18 protein-coding genes are annotated in these 19,733 nt (G+C 55.8%); all 18 read right to left on the bottom strand.

The window, feature by feature from the left end; all coding sequences use genetic code 11:
- Positions 1–49: 49 nt before the first annotated feature.
- A complete protein-coding gene (locus BQ5383_RS14110; protein WP_071432970.1) occupies positions 50–1,210 on the bottom strand; it encodes an aminotransferase class I/II-fold pyridoxal phosphate-dependent enzyme in 1,161 nt (386 codons plus the stop codon).
- 21 nt (positions 1,211–1,231) lie between these two features.
- Positions 1,232–2,164: an L-lactate dehydrogenase gene (locus BQ5383_RS14105; RefSeq protein WP_071432968.1), complete on the bottom strand. Its 933-nt coding sequence runs from the start codon at positions 2,162–2,164 to the stop codon at positions 1,232–1,234.
- A gap of 276 nt (positions 2,165–2,440) precedes the next feature.
- On the bottom strand, positions 2,441–3,415 hold the full coding sequence (locus BQ5383_RS14100) for a hypothetical protein (RefSeq protein ID WP_071432966.1): 975 nt from the start codon (positions 3,413–3,415) through the stop codon (positions 2,441–2,443).
- Between the two features lie 24 nt (positions 3,416–3,439).
- Positions 3,440–4,696, bottom strand: coding sequence for a glutamate-5-semialdehyde dehydrogenase (locus BQ5383_RS14095; RefSeq protein WP_083389988.1), 1,257 nt, complete (start codon positions 4,694–4,696; stop codon positions 3,440–3,442).
- Between the two features lie 19 nt (positions 4,697–4,715).
- Complete coding sequence (gene proB, locus BQ5383_RS14090; protein WP_071432964.1) at positions 4,716–5,510, bottom strand: glutamate 5-kinase; 795 nt, start codon at positions 5,508–5,510, stop codon at positions 4,716–4,718.
- 181 nt (positions 5,511–5,691) lie between these two features.
- Complete coding sequence (locus tag BQ5383_RS14085) at positions 5,692–6,951, bottom strand: hemolysin family protein (RefSeq protein WP_071435132.1); 1,260 nt, start codon at positions 6,949–6,951, stop codon at positions 5,692–5,694.
- 318 nt (positions 6,952–7,269) lie between these two features.
- On the bottom strand, positions 7,270–9,381 hold the full coding sequence (locus tag BQ5383_RS14080; RefSeq protein ID WP_071432962.1) for a polyribonucleotide nucleotidyltransferase: 2,112 nt from the start codon (positions 9,379–9,381) through the stop codon (positions 7,270–7,272).
- A 269-nt stretch (positions 9,382–9,650) separates the two neighbouring features.
- Positions 9,651–9,917 carry a 30S ribosomal protein S15 gene (gene rpsO / locus BQ5383_RS14075; RefSeq protein ID WP_071432959.1) on the bottom strand — a complete coding sequence of 89 codons (267 nt, stop codon included), beginning with the start codon at positions 9,915–9,917 and terminating at the stop codon, positions 9,651–9,653.
- 233 nt (positions 9,918–10,150) lie between these two features.
- The gene (locus tag BQ5383_RS14070) at positions 10,151–10,579 is read right to left on the bottom strand and encodes a hypothetical protein (protein ID WP_071432957.1); all 429 of its coding nucleotides are present in this window, start codon (positions 10,577–10,579) and stop codon (positions 10,151–10,153) included.
- 149 nt (positions 10,580–10,728) lie between these two features.
- Positions 10,729–11,649 carry a bifunctional riboflavin kinase/FAD synthetase gene (locus BQ5383_RS14065; RefSeq protein WP_071432955.1) on the bottom strand — a complete coding sequence of 307 codons (921 nt, stop codon included), beginning with the start codon at positions 11,647–11,649 and terminating at the stop codon, positions 10,729–10,731.
- A gap of 125 nt (positions 11,650–11,774) precedes the next feature.
- Positions 11,775–12,677 (bottom strand): tRNA pseudouridine(55) synthase TruB, encoded by a 903-nt coding sequence (truB, locus tag BQ5383_RS14060; RefSeq protein WP_071432953.1) that lies wholly within the window; start codon positions 12,675–12,677, stop codon positions 11,775–11,777.
- Positions 12,678–12,688: 11 nt separating this feature from the next.
- On the bottom strand, positions 12,689–13,663 hold the full coding sequence (locus BQ5383_RS14055; protein WP_071432951.1) for a DHH family phosphoesterase: 975 nt from the start codon (positions 13,661–13,663) through the stop codon (positions 12,689–12,691).
- A gap of 101 nt (positions 13,664–13,764) precedes the next feature.
- Entirely contained in the window at positions 13,765–14,115 is a 351-nt protein-coding gene (rbfA, locus tag BQ5383_RS14050; RefSeq protein ID WP_071432949.1) for a 30S ribosome-binding factor RbfA, read from the bottom strand.
- Between the two features lie 77 nt (positions 14,116–14,192).
- Positions 14,193–17,276, bottom strand: a complete 3,084-nt coding sequence (infB, locus tag BQ5383_RS20215; RefSeq protein ID WP_076944488.1) for a translation initiation factor IF-2 — start codon at positions 17,274–17,276, stop codon at positions 14,193–14,195.
- Position 17,277: 1 nt separating this feature from the next.
- Entirely contained in the window at positions 17,278–17,604 is a 327-nt protein-coding gene (locus BQ5383_RS14040) for a L7Ae/L30e/S12e/Gadd45 family ribosomal protein (protein WP_071432947.1), read from the bottom strand.
- Positions 17,594–17,866 (bottom strand): RNase P modulator RnpM, encoded by a 273-nt coding sequence (gene rnpM / locus BQ5383_RS14035; RefSeq protein WP_071432945.1) that lies wholly within the window; start codon positions 17,864–17,866, stop codon positions 17,594–17,596. The genes BQ5383_RS14040 and rnpM overlap by 11 nt, the downstream gene beginning before the upstream one ends.
- A gap of 79 nt (positions 17,867–17,945) precedes the next feature.
- Entirely contained in the window at positions 17,946–19,046 is a 1,101-nt protein-coding gene (nusA, locus tag BQ5383_RS14030) for a transcription termination factor NusA (RefSeq protein ID WP_071432943.1), read from the bottom strand.
- Positions 19,047–19,162: 116 nt separating this feature from the next.
- Complete coding sequence (locus BQ5383_RS14025; RefSeq protein ID WP_071435128.1) at positions 19,163–19,633, bottom strand: ribosome maturation factor RimP; 471 nt, start codon at positions 19,631–19,633, stop codon at positions 19,163–19,165.
- Positions 19,634–19,733 lie beyond the last annotated feature (100 nt).

The following is a 19,733-nucleotide window of genomic DNA, read 5'->3' as shown; positions in this document are numbered from 1 at the left end:
TGAAACCGGGGCGACAACGCTGTTTCTTTATGATGGTCAGAAAAAATGGTCAATCCATCAGACCGGTACGGCGGACCCGTTCCAAAGCCTCGGTCATACGCTCCTCCGATACGGTGCAGGCGATACGCAGATGTCCTTCTCCCGAGGCACCAAAGGCGATACCAGGCAGGGTGAGGACATGGGCTTCATCCAGCAGCCGGCGGCACACCTCCATACTGCTTAATCCTGTGGCGGAAACATCCGGAAACAGGTAGATACTTCCCTGAGGGGGCAGCACCGACATCTTGTTCATGGCGTTCATCTGCCCGGCGGCAGAGGTGATCCGGCGGCGGAAAATTTCCAGAATCTCCGGTTCAATCTCACTGCGGTGGCGCAGCGCCCACAGAGCTGCCCGCTGAGAAATGGAAGGAGCACAGTAAATAACGCTCTCGTTGATCCGCTGGACAGTGGAAGCAATCTCCGGGGGAGCGACAATATTGCCGATCCGGAAGCCGGTCATAATAAAGTTCTTGGAAAAACTGTTGATCACTACCGTCCGTTCCGCCATCCCCGGCAAAGCCAAAATTGGGGTGAAGGGCTGCTGATAGCAGAAGTTGGTGTAAATATCATCCGCCAGCACCAGCACATCGTGGGCCTTGCAGAAAGCCGCAATCTCCTCCATATTCTCTGTGGTGAGGCAGGCGCCGCTGGGATTGTTGGGGCTGTTAAGGATGATAGCCCGGGTTTTGGGGGTGAGCAGCTGTTCCAGACGGGGAATATCAATGCGGAACCCTTCCGACTGGTAGGTGGGAAGCGTTACCGGTACACCGCCGCACAGACGCACCTGATCGGGATAAATGGAGAAGTAAGGCTCAGGGATGATCACTTCCTCCCCTTCGTTGAGGATGGCCTGGAGCACCAGATACATGGCCGCGCAGCCGGAAGCGGTGACGAACACCCGGTCCGGGGTCACCGGTACCCCGTACTCCTCCCCATAAAAGCGGCAGATTTCTTCCCGCAGTTCCAGATAACCTCTGGGATCGGTATATTTGGTATGGCCCAGGCGGGCATCGGCAAAGGCTGCTTCGATAATTCCCGGCGGGGTGGGAATATCCGGGTCCCCGATGCTCAAATCAATGACATCATCATATTTTCCCTTACTGGCAAACACCGTCATCATGGGATTGAGCTCCTCATCCCAGTAGCGGCGGGCAATAAGCGGTGAACGCATGATTTTTTCCTCCCTTTTCTCTCAGCGGTTGATGAGCGCAGGTTCAAACTCCCGCAGGCGCTCACAGGAATGAATAAATGCCTGCTCTTCCTCCTGCGCCATGATGGGCATACAGATGCGCTCCGGTCCCCCAGCGCCAAGGCATACCGGAACACTGGCATGGATACCCTGCTGTCCGCAGACCCCATCCAGCAGCACCGATACCGGCAAAATCCGCTTCTCATCAAAAAAGATGGCCCGAACGATCTGCGCCGCGGCAGCCCCAATACCAAACTCGGTGGAGCCTTTGCCCAAAACGATGTTCCAGCCCGCTTTCATGGTTTTTTCCCAAATCTCCTGCCGGTCCAGTTCCTTTCCTCCCGGCGCCAGCTCCAACGGCTGTCCCCCTACTGTGACCCGGCTCCAGGGAATCATCTGAGAATCCCCATGCTCCCCCAGCACCCAGGCCTCCACACTCATGGGAGATACACCCAAAGCCTGGGCGATATTCCGCCGCAGACGACCGGAATCCAAGGTGGTACCGCTGCCAAAAACGCGGTCCGGTCCAAAGCCCAGTTTCCGCCGCAGATAGGAAGCCACCACATCCACAGGATTGGTGATAACCATGATCAGTCCCTGGAAGCCGCATTCCAGAATATGGGGCGCAATCTCATCCATGGTATCCAGACTGCCCGCCAGCTCCTCCAAACGATCCTCTTTAAAAATGGGACCGCTGGCCGAGATGATCATCAGCTCCGCGTCGGCACAGTCACTGTAATCTCCCGCCCACACCCGGGCTGAATGGGGCATCCAGCAGATGGTATCCGCCAGATCCGCTCCATGGGCTTCCGCCTTGGCCCGGTCCGTATCAATAAGTACCAATTCGCTGACCAATCCCTGGGTCACCAGCGCAGACGCCACATGGCTGCCCACATGACCAATGCCAACAATGGCAGCTTTTCTGGGTTTTATCATTTCCGTCACATTCTTTCCTGAATATAATGATTAGTTATTCTTTTTTATCGAATAATTATAAATCAGATTCTACTCTTTTTTTGTCCTTTTGTAAAGAGGCACAGAGGGCAAAGCGAAAATATTTTCTGTTCGTCTCCTTCCTCTTCCACCATTCTGTATATATACAAACGCCATGAAAGAATCTGCTCCTTTCATGGCGTTTGTGCAATTTATAGGGTCATTTTGAAAGCTGGGAGAACTTTGAGATTTCTTCTCATAGCCTCCGTAAAATGGCTGTCAGCCCTCTACAGGACCGGAAAATACCGATTCCGAGGAACCATCTTCACTCTCCTCATCTTCAGAAGAATCAGACTGTTCCTCTGCCTCTGAGGATTCCTCCTCGCCTTCGCCGCTTTCCTCTTCGGTTTCCTCTTCATTTTCGGCGGCGCTCTCCTCACCGTCTGAGGAACTGCCGTCCTCCGTCAGGCTGCTGCCGGGATCAGAAACGGTGGGATCCTCGGGCATTGCGGCATCTCCGGTCTCCGACTGCGCCAGCAGATCGTCAGGAAGCACTGCATCGCTGCCGGTGAGGAATGTGGCTCCTTCCACATCCTTGATGGCATACAAATAGTAACCATCTTTACCCTTATGCAGTTCATAGGTCATATATTTATCCGGGGCAGGTTCACTGTTGCCCTTGCCGCTGAAATCCACATTCAAGGCGTTGTTGGGAGGGATATAGCCTACCTTCAGCTGGATCACATCACCCTTTTTGACGATCTCTTCCACACTGGGAATGTAAAATCCGGTCATTGTCGTTACCGGCACATGATAGGATTTTGTAGCTTCCTCATAATAATAGCTGATCTCATAGTCACCAAAGGAATCATGCTTGAGGGTGACATCAGGCCCAAACAGATGATAGGCTGTCATGTCCACATCGCTGGAAGGGACCACCAGGGAAAGGTCATCATCATATTCATAAGTATCTCGCTTTTCCCCTAAAACAGTAGCCCAGATGCTGTACTGGAGCAGATCGGTATCCCGCAGATTCACCGGGTCCTCAAAGGGAGGCGGGTCAAACATGACCACCGGCAGCAGCATTTCCTCATACTCCTGCTTCTGGCTGGAATTATCCAAAATGCTGCGGGTAAGATTGAAACAAGCCGCCACCACGGTGAAAAAGCCCACGATACACAGGATGATGAACACCCCGCCGATGGGTGCGGCATAACGATTGCGTCTGCTTTTGTTGGATGCGTTGGAACTCATGGGAACCTCCTTTGTTCATCAGGCTCAGCGGATTTGTCCGCTGCCCAGAACAAGATATTTGACGGTGGTCAGCTCCCGCAGGCCCATAGGCCCCCGGGCGTGCAGCTTCTGGGTGGAAATACCGATCTCCGCCCCCAGGCCGAACTCCCCACCATCAGTGAAGCGGGTGGAAGCGTTGACATAAACCGCAGCCGCATCCACACCGGCGGTAAATTTCCGGCTGTGGCTGTAATCACTGGTGAGAATAGCTTCAGAGTGGCCGGTGGAATACCGGGCAATATGCTCCATGGCCTGTTCCAGGCTGTCTACCACCCGCACCGCCAAAATATAGTCGTTATACTCGGTGGCGTAATCCTCCTCTGTGGCGGGGATCACATCCTCCCCCAGAATACGGCAGGTCTCGGAACAGCCCCGCAGCTGGGTATGATACCGGTCCAGCTCCTTTTTGCACCGGGGCAGGAATGCCTCCGCCACATCCCGATGGACCAGCAGCGTCTCAGCTGCGTTGCACACCGAGGGCCGGGAACATTTGGCGTTGACTGTCACCTGTATCGCCATTTCCAGATCGCAGGGGCTATCCACATAAATATGGCAATTGCCCTCGCCCGTCTGGATCACCGGAACGGTGGCGTTTTCCACCACAGATCGGATCAGGCCGCCGCCGCCCCGGGGAATGAGCACATCGATCAGACCATTGAGGCGCATCATCTCCCTGGCACACTCCCGGGAAGTATCCTCCACCAGCAGCACAGAATCCCCAGGCAGTCCCGCCTTTTCCAGGGACCGGCCCATCACATGAGCCAAAGCGGTGTTGGTGGCAATAGCTTCCTTACCGCCCCGAAGAATACAGGCATTACCTGATTTCAGGCAGAGAGCCGCCGCGTCTACTGTCACATTGGGCCGGGATTCATAAATAATGCCGATGACCCCCATGGGGACCCGCACCTTTTGGATCTCCAGTCCGTTGGGACGGACACTGCCATCCAGCACCTCTCCCACAGGATCAGGGAGCGCCGCTACTTCGCGCACACTGGCGGCAATGCTTTCCAGCCGCTCCTTTGTCAGGCGAAGACGGTCCAGCATCACCGGACGGATGCCGTTGGCTTCTCCGTTGTCCAGGTCCTGCCGGTTGGCAGCCAGAATCTCCTCCTGATGGATCAGCAGATCCTCCGCGATCTGCCGCAGAGCCCGGTCCTTCGCCGCAGAACCGGTAATCATCAGCTGCCGGGATGCGGCTTTGGCCCGCTGTCCCAGCAGTTTCATTGCTTCCTTGGCATCCATCTGCCCCGCTCCTTTCCTATCAGCTCATAGCCGCGCAGGCTGCAAAATGGGTCCCCACCTGTTTGCCTTCCAACAAATCATACAGGCCCTCCGGATTTTTGCCATTAATGATATACATATCCGTCCCTGCCTGGGTGGCGATCCGTGCCGCCTGAAGCTTTGTGACCATGCCGCCGGTACCCAGGCTGCTGCCTGCGCCTCCTGCTGTTTCCATCAGCTGATCATCCACCTCTGTCACCTCAGTCACCAGTGTGGCGTTGGGGTCCAGCGCCGGATTGGCCGTGTACAGTCCGTCAATATCAGTGAGCAGCACCAGACTGTCGGCGGAAATAAACCGGGCCACATAGGCGGAAAGAGTATCATTGTCGCCAAAGCGGATCTCATCGGTAGCTACGGTGTCATTTTCGTTGACAACAGGGATCGCACCCATTCTCAGCAGCGCCTCAAAGGTGTTGTGGACATTTTCTTCCCCATCCTCTTTGGCCAGAGAATAGCGGGTCAAAAGCACCTGCGCTACCGTATGATTGTATTCGGAAAAATATTTATCATATAAATACATCAGCTCGCATTGGCCTACCGCGGCCGCAGCCTGCTTGCCTGGGATATCCGATGGTCTGGAAGGCAGTCCCAGCTTTCCCACACCGACGCCTATGGCTCCCGAAGTGACCAGCACCAGCTCCAAGCCTTGATTTTTCAGGTCAGCCAGTACCTTCACCAGCCGTTCCATCAGGCGGATATTGATATGTCCTGTTTTATGGGTCAATGTGGAAGTGCCTACCTTAACCACTACCCGATGAGCATTTTGGATTTCCATTGCCACAGCTTCCTTTGCTTTGTGTAGTTGCTTCTCTGAAATAAGGAATCACACAGGTGCCGGTCCTAAGAGAAAAGTTTTCGCAGAAATAAATTCAGAATCTCTGCTCCCGCTTCCGAAAGCAAGAAGGAGCCATCTGTTCCCAGAATAGATTTTTTCCCCATGGCCTGCTTCCGCAGCCTTATTCCTCTTCCATCGGCTCCGCTATTTCCCGCTTCACCAGCAGCTTTGTCACCCGCTGGTCATCCATTTCCTTCACCGTAACTGTCAGCCCGGCATAAGTAAAGCTCTCGCCCACCTGAGGAATATGCTCCAGCTGCTCCAGCGCCCAGCCGTTCATGGTGTTGTAGCTGCTGTCAAAGCCCTTGGGCGCGTAACCAATCTCGTCAAAGAACTCGTGAATATTCATATCGCCGCTGACCAGGTAGGTATTGTCTCCCAGATTGGTCAGCTCCGTGACTACTTCGTCATCCTCGTCCCAAATCTCACCCACCAGCTCTTCCAGCAAGTCCTCCATGGTGACAATGCCCAGGGTACCGCCGTAGTCATCGATGACCACAGCCAGATGGCTCTTTTTCTTTTGAAACTCACCCAGCAGCTTGGAAATTTTCATGGTGCGATGGATAAACATCACATCGGTCATCAGCTTGCGCAGATCAGCCTTTTTCCCCTGGAGCATCTCCTCCAGAATATCCCGGGACTGAACCAGTCCAACGATATTATCGATGGTTTCCTCATAAACAGGGATTCTGGAATAACGTTCGGTAGTGATGATCTTCAGAATTTCTTCCTGACTGTCCTCGATATCAAAGGCCACCAGATTCACCCGGGGGGTAAGGATCTCCTGAACGGTGGTCTCGTCAAACTCCAGCGCCGACTGGACCAGATCCTTTTCCTGGCTCTCCAGCACACCCTCCTGCTCAATGGTATTGAGCATATACAGCAGTTCCTGCTCGGTAATGGTGGGCTGCTTGCCATTTTGATCCCCCTTGCTGAACAGGCCGCGAAGCTTGATGAAAATAAAACTGATGGGGGTAAAGATCTTCATCAGAAAATGAAGAATAGGCGCTGTAAACAGCACAACCGTCTCACTGTTTTCCTTCGCCAGGCTTTTCGGCATGATTTCGCCGAAAGTCAAAATCAGAATCGCGGCCACACCGGTGGCGATCGCCACACCGCTGCCGCCGAAATAGGTGGTGGCAATCACAGTCACCAAAGAGGAAATGGCGATATTCACCAGGTTATTACCGATCAGAATGGTAGAAAGCATCTTATCAAACTCAGCCGCGATCTTTGTTGCGGTACGCGCCTTCTGATTGCCCTCCTCGGCCATGTTTTTCAGACGCAGGAGATTGACGGAAGAAAAAGCCGTCTCACTGGCGGAGAAAAAGGCGGAAGCCGCCAGCAACAGGATCACGATAATGATGGTTGATAAGTCCATACTGCCCAAGAAAAAACCAACTCCACTTTCTTTTTTAAATTTATTGATTTCCGGCTTCTCGCCGCCGGAGCAACACCCGGAATGCCGGATGTTATCATACATTGTAACAGAATCCAGCCCAACTCACAAGTTCCACGACAAAATGTTTGTTATTTATTCATTCTTCATCCTGTGGGAGCCGCGCTGAAATCCTCAGCAAGAAAACGTCCCAGACCCTGGAAGCCCAAAGTCTGAGACGTTGCCGTTTCGCTTTCCTTGTTCCGTTTTTGTCCCCGGAGGGAAAGGCGTCGGCCGTCTCGCCGGCGTCCATGTTACTGATTACTGATGCTTTCTGGCCTCCATGGCGGCAATGGCATCCTTGCGGGAGAGATTGATGCGGCCCTGCTGATCGATCTCACTGACCATTACCAGGATCTCGTCACCAACGGCGACCACATCCTCCACCTTCTCCACACGCTTGCTGTCCAGCTTGGAGATGTGGACCAGGCCCTCCTTGCCGGGGGCGATCTCCACGAAAGCGCCGAAGGTCATCAGACGGGTGACAACGCCCTTGTAGATGGCGCCCACCTCAGGATCATTGACGATGGTCTCAATGACGGTGACAGCGCGGCGGGCATTGTCCATATCGATGGCGGAAACAAACACATGACCGTCGTCCTCAATGTCGATCTTGACATCGCACTCAGCGCAGATCTTCTGGATCACCTTACCGCCGGAACCGATCACCTCGCGAATCTTATCGGGATCGATGGTCATGGTGAGCATCTTGGGGGCATATTTGGACAGCTCGGGACGAACCTCGGGAATCGCCTTGAGCATGATCTCATCCAGGATGTAATCCCGGGCCTTGTGGGTCTTGGCAAAGGCCTCCTTGATGATCTCAGGAGTAAGACCGTCGATCTTCAGATCCATCTGGATGGCGGTGATACCCTTGTGAGTACCGCCCACCTTGAAGTCCATATCGCCGAAGAAGTCCTCCAGGCCCTGGATATCCACCATGGTCATCCAGCGGTCACCCTCGGTGATCAGGCCGCAGGAAATACCGGCAACAGGAGCCTTGATGGGCACGCCGGCATCCATCAGCGCCAGAGTGGAGCCGCAGATGGAGCCCTGAGAGGTGGAACCATTGGAGGAAAGAACCTCGGAAACCATACGGATGGCATAGGGGAACTCCTCAACGGAAGGAATCACAGGCTCCAGAGCACGCTCCGCCAGAGCGCCGTGGCCGATCTCACGACGGCCGGGGCCTCTGCTGGGACGGGTCTCACCCACCGAGTAGGAGGGGAAGTTGTACTGATGCATATAGCGCTTGGTGGTCTCGCCGTCGATGCCGTCCAGCATCTGGGCTTCCCGGATGGTGCCCAGGGTGGCGATAGTCAGCACCTGGGTCTGGCCGCGGGTGAACATACCGCTGCCGTGTACACGGGGAATGAGGCCCACTTCAGCGGCCAGAGGACGGATCTCATCCATACCTCTGCCGTCCACGCGCTTCTGCTCATCCAGCAGCCAGCGGCGGACGATATATTTTTGCAGCTTGTAGATGCATTCGTCGATCATGGCGATCTGCTCAGGATGGGTTTCGTCAAACTTTTCGTGGATATCCGCCACGATAGGAGCCAGACGGGCTTCCCGAACATTCTTGTCGTTGGTGTCCAGAGCTTCCTTCACACGGTCCTCGGCGAACTCCTTGATTGCCGCGAACAGATCGGGATCTACCTCCTGAGAGGGGAACTCAAACTTGGGCTTGCCGATCTCAGCCTGCACGCCCTTGATGAACATGACCATCTTCTTGGCTTCCTCAAAGCCCTTCATGATGGCTTCCAGCATGGTGTCATCGTCCACCTCGTTGGCGCCCGCCTCGATCATGCACACCTTTTTCTCAGTGGCGGCCACAGTCAGGTTCAGGTCGCTCTTGGCCCGCTGCTCAGCATTGGGGCAGAGGATGATCTCGCCATCCACCAGGCCCACATTGATGCCGGCGATAGGTCCGTTCCACGGAATGTCGGAAATGGACAGGGCAAAGGAAGCGCCCAGCATACCGGCGATCTCCGGCAGGCAGTCAGGATCCACAGACAGAACGGTCATCACAACGGATACATCGTTTCTCATGTCCTTGGGGAACAGGGGACGGATGGGACGGTCCACCAGACGGGAGCAGAGGATCGCTTTATCGGTGGGACGGCCCTCTCTCTTGAGGAAGGAGCCGGGGATCTTGCCCACAGAATACAGCTTTTCCTCAAAATCTACAGAAAGGGGCAGAAAATCAATGCCGTCACGAGGCTTGGCGGAAGCGGTGGCGTTGACCAGCACAGTGGTCTCGCCATAACGCACCAGCACAGAGCCATTGGCCAGGCAGCACATTTTACCGGTCTCGAAGGAGATCTTTTTTCCTGCGAATTCGGTTTCGAACACTCGGAAATTTTCAAACATGACAGTTTCCTCCAGTCTACACTTCTGGCTGATTACCGCAGCCTCGGTTTTCCGGCGGATACTGCTGTGTTAAGCAATTAATCCAGCTCCTGTTACACAAAACAGGCTCTCGATTCACTGCTGAACACTGAAGCACCCCACCGGAAGTCGTTCATGGCGGAACCTTCCGCCGGGAAATGGCCCTTGCCCTGCCTGCCGCGGCAGGTCCGCATTATGCAGGCAGAAGGCAGGCAGGACAAACGCCCGCCTGCCTTCCGGCAAAAAACTGTTTACTTACGCAGACCCAGCTTGGCAACGATGGCACGATACCGCTCAATGTCCTTCTTCTGGAGGTAGTTGAGCAGGTTTCTTCTGTGACCAACCATCTTCAGCAGACCGCGGCGGGAGTGATGGTCCTTCTTGTGAACCTTCAGGTGCTCGGTCAGCTCATTGATGCGGGCGCTGAGGACAGCAATCTGTACCTCGGGAGAACCGGTGTCGCCCTCATGGGTGGCATACTTGGTAATGATTTCAGTTTTTGTCTCTTTTGCGATCATATCTTTCACCTCATTTGATATTTCGCCGGCATCCAAGCGGGAGGCGGGTGAAGATCCCCGGGCAGGGGCTTTTCCCTCCGGCTGAGAAGCGGTCGATGTCACAAACTGCGAAGCGCAGTTCACAATACGGTATTATAGCATAAGATACCGCCAATGTAAAGAGCTGCCGATGGAAGAAAGGGAAAACTTTTCCTTTTCCCCAAGGCATAGCGGAAAACCGGATCTGCCTGTTGTTATACGCCGTAGGGAACCAGCTGGCCGGTGGTGCTGTCCTTGAGGAAGATGCGGGAATCGCTCAGACGCACATAATAAGGACCATACAGCTTTTCGCTGCCTTCATCTCCGGCGATGACCTCTACAGGATAATAGTCTTTCCCATCGATAGTCTCCATTTCCAGAACATTGATGGTGACAGGAGTATCATATTCGATTTCGGGATTGTTGGAGATTACGCCCTGTCCAAAAATCTGATTCATGGCGTCAGTTTCATCCTGGGTCCGGGGATGACGGATGGAATGATCGATCAAAGCCGCCACAACGATCACCGCGATGATCACCACTACAACGATAATGGTTTTTTTCATCTTCGCTTTGGAAAGTGCGGAAGTGTCTTTTGCCTCAGTACGCTTGAACTCAACAGAATGATGCTTGTTCTTTTTCATTACGGATGCTCCTTTGCGTATTCAGATTGCGGGCATCTCCCATAACAGCATGCCCTGAATCAAATATGGTAAAAATCAGGACACGCACCTGACTTTTATCCCGAATCTCCAACTCCTCTAAAAACAACCGGCTGCCCTTTCAACCTCTGTCAGCAGCCTGCCGGCAAAGCTTGCTCCACCTGACGAATGTCCCTGTGGATCTGCTCCGATAACTCCGCCGCTGAAGAAAACCTGGTTTCCGGCCGCAGAAAATGAATCAGCGATACCCCCACAGTTTTCTCATATAAATCACCGCTGAAATCCAGCAGATAGGTTTCACAGGTGAGATAATTGTCCTGCATGGTGGGCTTGACGCCGATATTGGTCACGCCCCGATACCGACGGCCATCCACCATCACCTCTGCGGCGTATACGCCATACCGTGGAACAGTAAAGCCCTCCGGAAACAGCTGATTAATGGTGGGACAGGAAACTGTACGTCCCCATTGCTTGCCGTGAACAACCGGAGCCTCCAGCGTAAAGGGCGCCCCCAGCATCCGGTTTGCCAGCTCCACATCGCCGTCACGCAGCGCCTGCCGGATCCGGGTGGAAGAAATCATCTCTCCATCCAGCGTTACCGGAGGCACCACCACCAGCTGTACACCTGCCTGGCAGCACATTTCCCGCAGCTGGTCAACCCCTGCGGCGGCAAAATGACCAAAGCGGTAATTTTCACCACAGGTAAGTACTCTGGCCCTCAGGGTATCCATCAGCAAATGATGAAAAAAATCTTCCGGAGACAGATTCTTGAAGCTGGAAAAGGGCGGACATACCACTTCATCTGCTCCCATAGCCTCCAGAACCCGGTCCTTCTGCTCCTCGGTTTGGAGAAGGGTGAGGGCATTTTTGGAGGCAGGCTTGTCCCCTGCCGGATCAAAGGTAAATACCCGGGACGCAAGCCCCCGTTTACGCCCCTCTTCAATCGCCGCGCCGATGACGGCCCGGTGACCCAAATGGACCCCGTCAAAAAAGCCCAGTGCGACTGCGGCTTCCTGCTGCCGCTGCTGGGTGATATCTTGTGAACGTATCAAGGATAAACCTCCCTGCCCTTGTGCGGGCCTTTGCGTTTAACGACAAAGAAATGATCAGGCACTCCCGGCGCGCCGGCGCTGCGCTCTCCACAGAAAATCACGGCTTTCTATAATTTCAGCCGCTTTTATTCCTGCTCCAGCACAAACAGCTTTACGATGATCAGCTCTTCTGCCTGGCGGTCGATCCGGGCCAGACCCAAAAACTTTCCATCCGCCATCACCCGCACCATATCTTCCTGAGCGGGACAACGGATACGCTTGGTATCCAAACGAACGCCGTTGAGGAACATTCCCGCCTGCTTGGGAGACAGATAAATCCGGGGATAAGCTGTAAAAGCGCTCTCCACCGGCAGCGTCACCTCATCCAGCCGCCCCTCGTCCGCCAGCTGCTGGAGCTGATCCAGCGTATGGCAGCACTGAATGCCATAGCCCAGTGTCTCGGTGCGCCGCAGAGCCGACAATGCCGCTCCGCAGCCCAGAGTCTGTCCAATATCATGACAGATGGTTCGCACATAGGTCCCCTTGGAGCAGCGGATATCCACTACGCCGGTCTGACGCTCCTCATCAAAATCCAGCAGCTCCAGAGAATGGATCACCACATCCCGCAGAGGGCGCTCCACTTCCCTGCCCTGACGGGCCAGATTATACAGCCGCTGCCCATCCACCCAAACAGCGGAAAACATGGGCGGCAGCTGCTTTTGCTCTCCACGCATGGGGATGAGGGCCTGCTCCAGCTGCTCTCTGGTGACATGGGCCGGCAATCTTTCCAATACTGTGCCGGAAAGATCCTGACTGTCGGTGACGATCCCCAGCTGGAAGGAAGCAGTATACCGTTTTTCCTGTACCGGCATCAGGGACATCGCCTTGGCCGCCCGTCCGAAAAAGAGGGGCAGCACACCGGTAGCCATGGGGTCCAGGGTCCCGCCGTGGCCGATTTTGCGGCATTTGGTGATGCCCCTGGTTTTCGCTACCACATCAAAGGAGGTAAAACCCTCCGGTTTGTCGATACAAATAATACCGTCGGTCATGGAACCTCCCCTCACTCACCGGCCTCAGGGGACATTCCCGAAAATACCTGACAGCCAATCTCCCGAAGCAGCAGTTCTTTGGCCCGCTGCGGCGTTCCTTCAATGGTGCAGCCGGATGCCCGCACATGTCCGCCGCCTCCAAAAGCGGCACAAATGGCACAGGCATCTGCCTCCGCCGTGGTCCGCAGTGAAACCCGGCAGCAGCCCTCCTGTTCCCGGATGGTCACCCCTACCCAAACCCCTTCGATTTTCCGGGGGATGGAGGAAAGGCCATCCAGTTCGCTGTCGTCCACACCAAATTCTTCCCGAAGCGCGGAGGGGATGACAATCACGGCACAATGGCCGCCGTAATAATACTCCAATCCGCTCAATACCCGGGCTTCCAATGCCACCCGGCCGGGCTTTTTGGATTCAAAGAGACGGCGGTTGGCCTCCGCTACCGGCGCTCCCGTCTCCAATACCTCCGCGGCAATGCGGAAACTGGCCGGCGTGGTGTTGGAAAAACAGAAACATCCGGTATCTGTGGCGATTCCGGTATAGATGCAAAGGGCCATATGAGCAGTCAGCGGCACCTCCAGCTGACCAATCAGCCGATAAACCAGCTCCGCCGCTGCCGCCGCGCCGCCATCCAGCAGCAGCTGCCGGGCGTAGCGGCTGTTGGAACCATGATGGTCGATGCACAGATCCACTCTGCTGCCGTATTCTGCCTCCAGGCTTCCCAGCAAGGGAGCGCTGGCCACATCCACCGCCACTATAAACTGTTCCTGAAACTCTCCGGGTTCTTCATAAGCCTGTGTCAGAAAGCTGAACTGTTCCGGAAAAGGATCGCCGCAGCGGATGCGCACCTTTTTGCCCAAACCGCTCAAAGCCTCATACAGTGCCAGAGCGCTGCCGGTGGTATCTCCATCCGGCTTACGGTGGCAAAGGATCGTGATGTGGTCCTGCTCCAGCAGCTGCCGGGCGGCTTGTTGCAATGTGATTTCCATGTTTCACCGTACTTTCTTGGGAATGAGGAACCTTCCTCCAGTGTGCCATTCAAAACTGCGGTGGGAATGGCAGCTTTTTTCCGCAGTTTTACGGGAAAGAATCACTCTTCCCTGGAATGGATTTCGTTAAGCTTGCGTGCAATATCCGCGCTGTGTTCAATGGAATCGTCAGCAACGAACTTCAGCTCCGGACTGCGGCGCATTTCCAGGCGTATCCCCAGCTCCCGCCGGATAAAACCTGTAGCGCTCACCAGACCCTGAACAGATTCCCGGGCCCGCTCCATTCCGCTGAGGGAACTGACATAAACTTTGCAGTAGGACTGATCCCTCGCCAGATCCACCTTGACGATGGAAAGCATCGGATCGATCCGGGGATCCTTGAGGGACCGGAAAATATCTGTCAGCTCCCGCCGGATGTCTTCATTCAGACGTTGGTTTTTAAAATTGACCATGAGAGAAAACCTCCTTTATGGAGCCGCCATTCCGGTGCGGGAAAGGGCCTGGGGCCCTCCCCTACAGCCGGAAAGAATTACTCCTTGATTTCCTGTTTTTCATAGGCTTCGAAGATGTCTCCCACCTTCAGGTCGGTGGTGCGCTCCAGCGTCATGCCGCACTCGTAACCGGCGGCCACTTCCTTGACGTCGTCCTTGAAACGCTTGAGGCTGGACAGCTTGACATCGCACATGATGATGCCATCCCGTACCAGACGGATGCTGGCTCCCCGGGAGATCTTGCCTTCCAATACATAGCAGCCGGCCACCTTGCCCACGCCGGTGATGTTGTACACCTGACGCACTTCGGCACGGCCCAGATCCACATCCTTGAACTTGGGCGCCAGCATACCCTTCATGGCGGACTCCATCTCCTCGATGGCGTCATAGATGATCCGGTACAGCCGGATATCCACGCCCACCCGCTCGGCGTTTTCCTTGGCGATGGGATCGGGACGGACGTTAAAGCCGACGATAATGGCTCCGGAAGCCTCGGCCAGCATCACATCAGATTCGCTGACAGCGCCTACGGCACCGTGGATGACCCGTACCCGAACCTCGTCATTGGACAGCTTCTCCAAAGACTGTGTCACAGCCTCCACAGAGCCCTGAACGTCCGCCTTGACGATGATGGGCAGCTCCTTCATCTCGCCCTCGGAGATCTGATCGAAGAGATTATCCAGCGTTACCTTCTGGTAGGACTTGAACATCTCCTCCTTGGCTTCCATCCGGCGCTTCTCCACCAGCTCTCTGGCCAGACGCTCATCCTCAACAGCGTTGAAGGTATCGCCGGCGGAAGGAACCTCTGCCAAACCGGTGATCTCCACAGGAGTGGAGGGAAGAGCCTCACTGACCCGCTGTCCCTTATCGTTGATCATCACACGGACACGGCCCACGGCAGTACCGGCAATCAGGACGTCACCCTCATGGAGAGTACCATTCTGCACCAGCACGGTGGCCACAGGACCGCGGCCCTTATCCAGCTTGGCTTCGATGACGGTACCCTTTGCCATACGGTTGGGATTGGCTTTCAGTTCCTTCAGATCGGCCACCAGCTGAATGGTCTCCAGCAGATTGTCGATACCGGTGCGGGCCTTGGCGGAAACGGGAACGCAGATGACGTCGCCGCCCCATTCCTCAGGCACCAGACCGTGCTCGGTCAGCTGCTGCTTGACCTTGTCGGGATTGGCATGGGGTTTATCCATCTTGTTGATGGCTACGATAATATCCACATTGGCCGCTTTGGCGTGGTTGATGGCCTCAATGGTCTGAGGCATGATACCATCGTCCGCCGCTACCACCAGCACCGCGATATCGGTAGCCTGGGCGCCGCGGGCACGCATAGCGGTAAAGGCGGCGTGTCCGGGAGTATCCAGGAAGGTGATGGGACGGCCGTTGATCTGTACCTGATAAGCGCCGATGTGCTGGGTAATACCGCCGGCTTCACCTTCCACCACATGAGCGTTGCGGATGGCATCCAGCAGGGAGGTCTTGCCGTGGTCCACGTGGCCCATGACCACCACGACAGGAGGACGGGGTGTGGTATCGCTCTCGGTATCTTCCTGCTCAAACAGGCGGTCCTCAATGGTGACCACCACTTCCTTGGAGACCTTGGCGCCGATCTCCATGGCCACCAGGGCGGCAGTATCGTAATCGATGATATCGCTGATGGAAGCCATCACGCCCAAAGGCATCAGGCGCTTGATGATCTCGCTGGCCTGAACTTTCAGCAGAGCGGCCAGATCACCCACCGAGATCTCCTCGGGCAGGGTCACTTCCAGACGCTGACGGCGCTGACGCTCCATCTCCAGGCGGCGCATCTTCTCTTCCTCCCGCTCCTTGCGGCTCATGAAGGCCTTGCCCTTCTTGGCGGAGCGCTGGTTGAGCTTCTGCTTCTTCACACCGTTGTCCCGGGGAGCGGTGGCGGGAGCGATATTTTCATAACGCTCATTATATTTATCCAGGTTGACCTCAGAGGAACGCATATCCACTACCACAGGCGCGGAAGGAGCGGAAGTGGTGTGAACAGGGCGCTCCGCTTTGGGAGCCTTCTTTTTGGGCTGCTGCATCTTGATTTCCACCGGCTTGCTGTCGTCGAAAATCGGAGGCGCAGGCATCGGCTTGGGAGGAGTCTGCTGAGCGCCCCGGGGTCCGCCGAAGGGACGCTGGCCGCCCTGGCCGTTATTCCGGTCGAAGGGACGCTGACCACCCTGACCATTGTTCCGGTCAAAGGTGCGCTGACCGCCCTGGCCATTGTTCCGGTCGAAGGAACGCTGACCGCCCTGGCCGTTGTTCCGGTCAAAGGTGCGCTGACCGCCCTGGCCGTTGTTCCGGTCAAAGGTGCGCTGACCGCCCTGGCCGCTGTTCCGGTCAAAGGTGCGCTGACCGCCCTGGCCATTGTTCCGGTCGAAGGAACGCTGACCACCCTGGCCGTTGTTCCGGTCGAAGGGACGCTGACCGCCCTGGCCATTGTTCCGGTCGAAGGTGCGCTGGCCGCCCTGGCCGTTATTCCGGTCGAAGGTGCGCTGACCATCCTGACCGTTGTTTCTCCGCTCCCCGGAAAAACCATTGCTCCGGGGTGCTTCGCCCTGATTCTGGGCGGGCTTGGCCTGCTCAGGGGCTTTGGGAGTCTCCGCTGCCTTAGGGGCCTCAGGAGCCTTAGGGGCTTCCACTGCTTTGGGGGCCTCAGGAGCTTTGGGAGCTTCTGCCGCCTTGGGAGCCTCAGGGGCCTTGGGTGTTTCCACCGCCTTGGGCGCCTCGGGAGCCTTGGGGGCTTCCACTACCTTGGGGGCCTCAGGAGCTTTGGGAGCTTCTGCCGCCTTGGCAGTCTCGGGGGCCTTAGGGGCTTCCGCCGCCTTGGGAGCTTTGGGCGCTTCCGCTGCCTTGGGGGCTTCGGGGGCCTTGGAGGCCACGGGATGCTTCATCTTAAAATAGCTGTCCAGATCGGAGGAAGCCTTATTTTGAGTATAATGCTCAAAAACATAGTCCAGCTCTTCCTTGCTCAGCACAGTCATACTTTTTTTCGCTTCGCCGGGGAACCGTTTCTCCAGCATGGAGATCACGTCCTTGGTGGCGGCGCCCAGATCCCGGGCTACTTCACTTACTCTGTATTTTTCGATCATATTACTCCTCCTCATGTTCCGCCGTTATCCGTTTCAGTACGGCCTTTGCCAGTCCCTCATCGGTCACTGCCAGCACACCGGCCGGCTTGGGACAGAAAAGGGAAAAATCATACATGGTCAGTTCGGTCCTGACACAGGGGGGAGCGGGCTCCACCCTGGCCGCGACCCGGTCCATGGAAGCCCGGGTCTTTTCCGAAAGATCCGCCGCATAGAGGATCAGACGGGCCTCTCCTGCCGCAACCGCTTCCTTTACCGCGTCAAAGCCGAAAATCAGTTTCCCGGCCTTGCGGCAGATGGAAAGCATTCCAAGCGCTCGATCATTCGTCACCTTTTTCCATTTCCTCCTCTAATCTGTCATAGACCTCATCGGGGATCTGGCATTCAAATGCACGTTCGAAGCGTTTGGTCTTTCTTGCTTTTTTGAGGCACTCCACACTTTTGCAGACATAAGCTCCCCGGCCGGACTTCTTTCCCGTCAGGTCCACGGAAATATAGCCCTCCTTGGAGCGCACCACACGGACCAGCTCTTTTTTGGGAAAATGTTCCCCGCATCCGGTGCACATCCGCATCGGTATCTTTTTATTCTGCATCCTTATCCTCCAATGTCAGCAATGTATTGAAAAGCCGTACCGGTGGAAACAGAGGGGGCCGGAACGGCTGACTACAGACTCACTGGTCCGCCTCTTCGGCTTTGGCCGTGTCCGCGGGATGCTCCTCCTCATCCTCGCCATAGAATCCGCTTTCAGGGCGGATATCGATCTTCCAGCCGGTGAGCTTGGCAGCCAGACGGGCATTCTGTCCCTTATTGCCAATAGCCAGGCTCAGCTGATGGTCCGGAACGGTGACCCGGCAGCTCTTGAGGGCTTCGTCCACGATCTCCACCGACAGTACATTGGCGGGAGACAACGCGGCGGAGATAAACTCGGCGGGATCATCGCTGTACTTGATGACATCGATCTTCTCGCCACCCAGCTCCTCCACGATGCTGGAAACACGGGAGCCCTTGGGACCGATGCAGGCGCCCACAGGGTCCACATTCTCGTCCCGGCTGTATACCGCCAGCTTGCTGCGGCTGCCGGCTTCTCTGGAAATGGCCCGGATCTCCACAACACCGTCGTAGATTTCCGGTACCTGCATCTCGAACAGGCGCTTGACCAGGCCGGGATGGGTCCGGGAGATCATCAGGCGGGGGCCCTTCTCTCCGTTCTGGACATCCACCACATAGACACGCACCTTCTGACCATCCTTCAGCTCCTCGGTGGGCACCTGCTCGCTCTTGGGCAGCAGCGCTTCGGAATTGCCGATCTCCAGGGTGACGCTGCCCCGCTTGGGATCAGACTTGAGGACGGTGGCGGTAACGATATCGTGCTGGCGGCTCTGATACTCCTTGAGCAGCAGACCCTTTTCCGCCTCCCGGATGCCCTGCCGGATCACATGCTTGGCGGACTGCGCGGCAATGCGTCCGAACTTTTTGGGTTCCAGAGGGATCTCGATGACATCCCCTACCTTGGCCAGCTTGTTGTATTTCTGCGCCTCCGCCAGGACGATCTCGGTGTAAGGATCATCGATCTCCTCCACCACCGTCTTGCGCATGGCTACATAAAACTTCTTGGTAACAGGATCGATCTCCACGATGTTGTCCTCGCTGCCCGCCGGGTCCTTTTTGACGGCGATGCCGATGGCCACCTTGATCTTTTCCACCAGATACTCCGCCGGGATGCCCTTTTCCTTCTCCATCAGGTACAGGGCGTCAAAAAACTCCTGGTTCATTTCCTTTTCTCCTTACTGTCATGATCTCTGCGCTTGAATATGCTTACATTCATTTATACTTTTATGCTGATAGATTAACAGGATGTACCTTTTGCCGGAAATCATGTAAACCTTCCTTAAAATTCAAAATACTGCCGGACATAGGCAGCCTCTGATTTGCGGAAGGTCATCTCCAGATCATCATCCAGCAGCAGGGTGATCTCGCCATCCTGGTAGCCTGTGAGAGTACCCACAAAATCCCGCACTCCCTCCACCGGACGGATCAGCCGTACCGACAGCAGCTGTCCCATCAGTGCCTCAAAGTGCCAGTCCCGGGTCAGCTCCCGCTCCACACCGGGAGAGGAAACCTCCAGCGTGTAGCTTTGCTGGATGGGGTCCGCCTGATCCAGCCGCTCTTCCACGGCCCGGCTGAACTCCTCGCACTCATTGATATTGATGCCGCCTTCCTTATCCACCAGATAACGCAGCACCCAGACGCTGCCTTCCTTGGCGAACGTAACGTCCCACAGCGTCAGCCCCATCTGGCTGAGTACCGGTTCCGCCAGCTCCGCGGCGATCTGGACCGTACTTTTCTTTCCTTCTGCCAAAATTCTTTTCCCCCCTGTTGTGTCCGGAAGTTCCTGCTTTTTTGCCGTCAAAAAGCAAAAAACCCCATACATAAAGGAAAGAGCGGGTGGCCCCACTCTT

Origin of the sequence: Angelakisella massiliensis (assembly GCF_900104675.1) — a bacterium.
Classification (GTDB): domain Bacteria; phylum Bacillota; class Clostridia; order Oscillospirales; family Ruminococcaceae; genus Angelakisella; species Angelakisella massiliensis.
This window is presented reverse-complemented; position numbering and strand designations above follow the sequence as displayed.

Bases quoted from the DNA above. Each gene is read 5' to 3' on its own strand.
- BQ5383_RS14110 (WP_071432970.1), bottom strand. From the start codon at position 1,210: ATGCGTTCACCGCTTATTGCCCGCCGCTACTGGGATGAGGAGCTCAAT.
- BQ5383_RS14105 (WP_071432968.1), bottom strand. From the start codon at position 2,164: ATGATAAAACCCAGAAAAGCTGCCATTGTTGGCATTGGTCATGTGGGC.
- BQ5383_RS14100 (WP_071432966.1), bottom strand. From the start codon at position 3,415: ATGAGTTCCAACGCATCCAACAAAAGCAGACGCAATCGTTATGCCGCA.
- BQ5383_RS14095 (WP_083389988.1), bottom strand. From the start codon at position 4,696: ATGGATGCCAAGGAAGCAATGAAACTGCTGGGACAGCGGGCCAAAGCC.
- proB (WP_071432964.1), bottom strand. From the start codon at position 5,510: ATGGAAATCCAAAATGCTCATCGGGTAGTGGTTAAGGTAGGCACTTCC.
- BQ5383_RS14085 (WP_071435132.1), bottom strand. From the start codon at position 6,951: ATGGACTTATCAACCATCATTATCGTGATCCTGTTGCTGGCGGCTTCC.
- BQ5383_RS14080 (WP_071432962.1), bottom strand. From the start codon at position 9,381: ATGTTTGAAAATTTCCGAGTGTTCGAAACCGAATTCGCAGGAAAAAAG.
- rpsO (WP_071432959.1), bottom strand. From the start codon at position 9,917: ATGATCGCAAAAGAGACAAAAACTGAAATCATTACCAAGTATGCCACC.
- BQ5383_RS14070 (WP_071432957.1), bottom strand. From the start codon at position 10,579: ATGAAAAAGAACAAGCATCATTCTGTTGAGTTCAAGCGTACTGAGGCA.
- truB (WP_071432953.1), bottom strand. From the start codon at position 12,677: ATGACCGACGGTATTATTTGTATCGACAAACCGGAGGGTTTTACCTCC.
- BQ5383_RS14055 (WP_071432951.1), bottom strand. From the start codon at position 13,663: ATGGAAATCACATTGCAACAAGCCGCCCGGCAGCTGCTGGAGCAGGAC.
- rbfA (WP_071432949.1), bottom strand. From the start codon at position 14,115: ATGGTCAATTTTAAAAACCAACGTCTGAATGAAGACATCCGGCGGGAG.
- infB (WP_076944488.1), bottom strand. From the start codon at position 17,276: ATGATCGAAAAATACAGAGTAAGTGAAGTAGCCCGGGATCTGGGCGCC.
- rnpM (WP_071432945.1), bottom strand. From the start codon at position 17,866: ATGCAGAATAAAAAGATACCGATGCGGATGTGCACCGGATGCGGGGAA.
- nusA (WP_071432943.1), bottom strand. From the start codon at position 19,046: ATGAACCAGGAGTTTTTTGACGCCCTGTACCTGATGGAGAAGGAAAAG.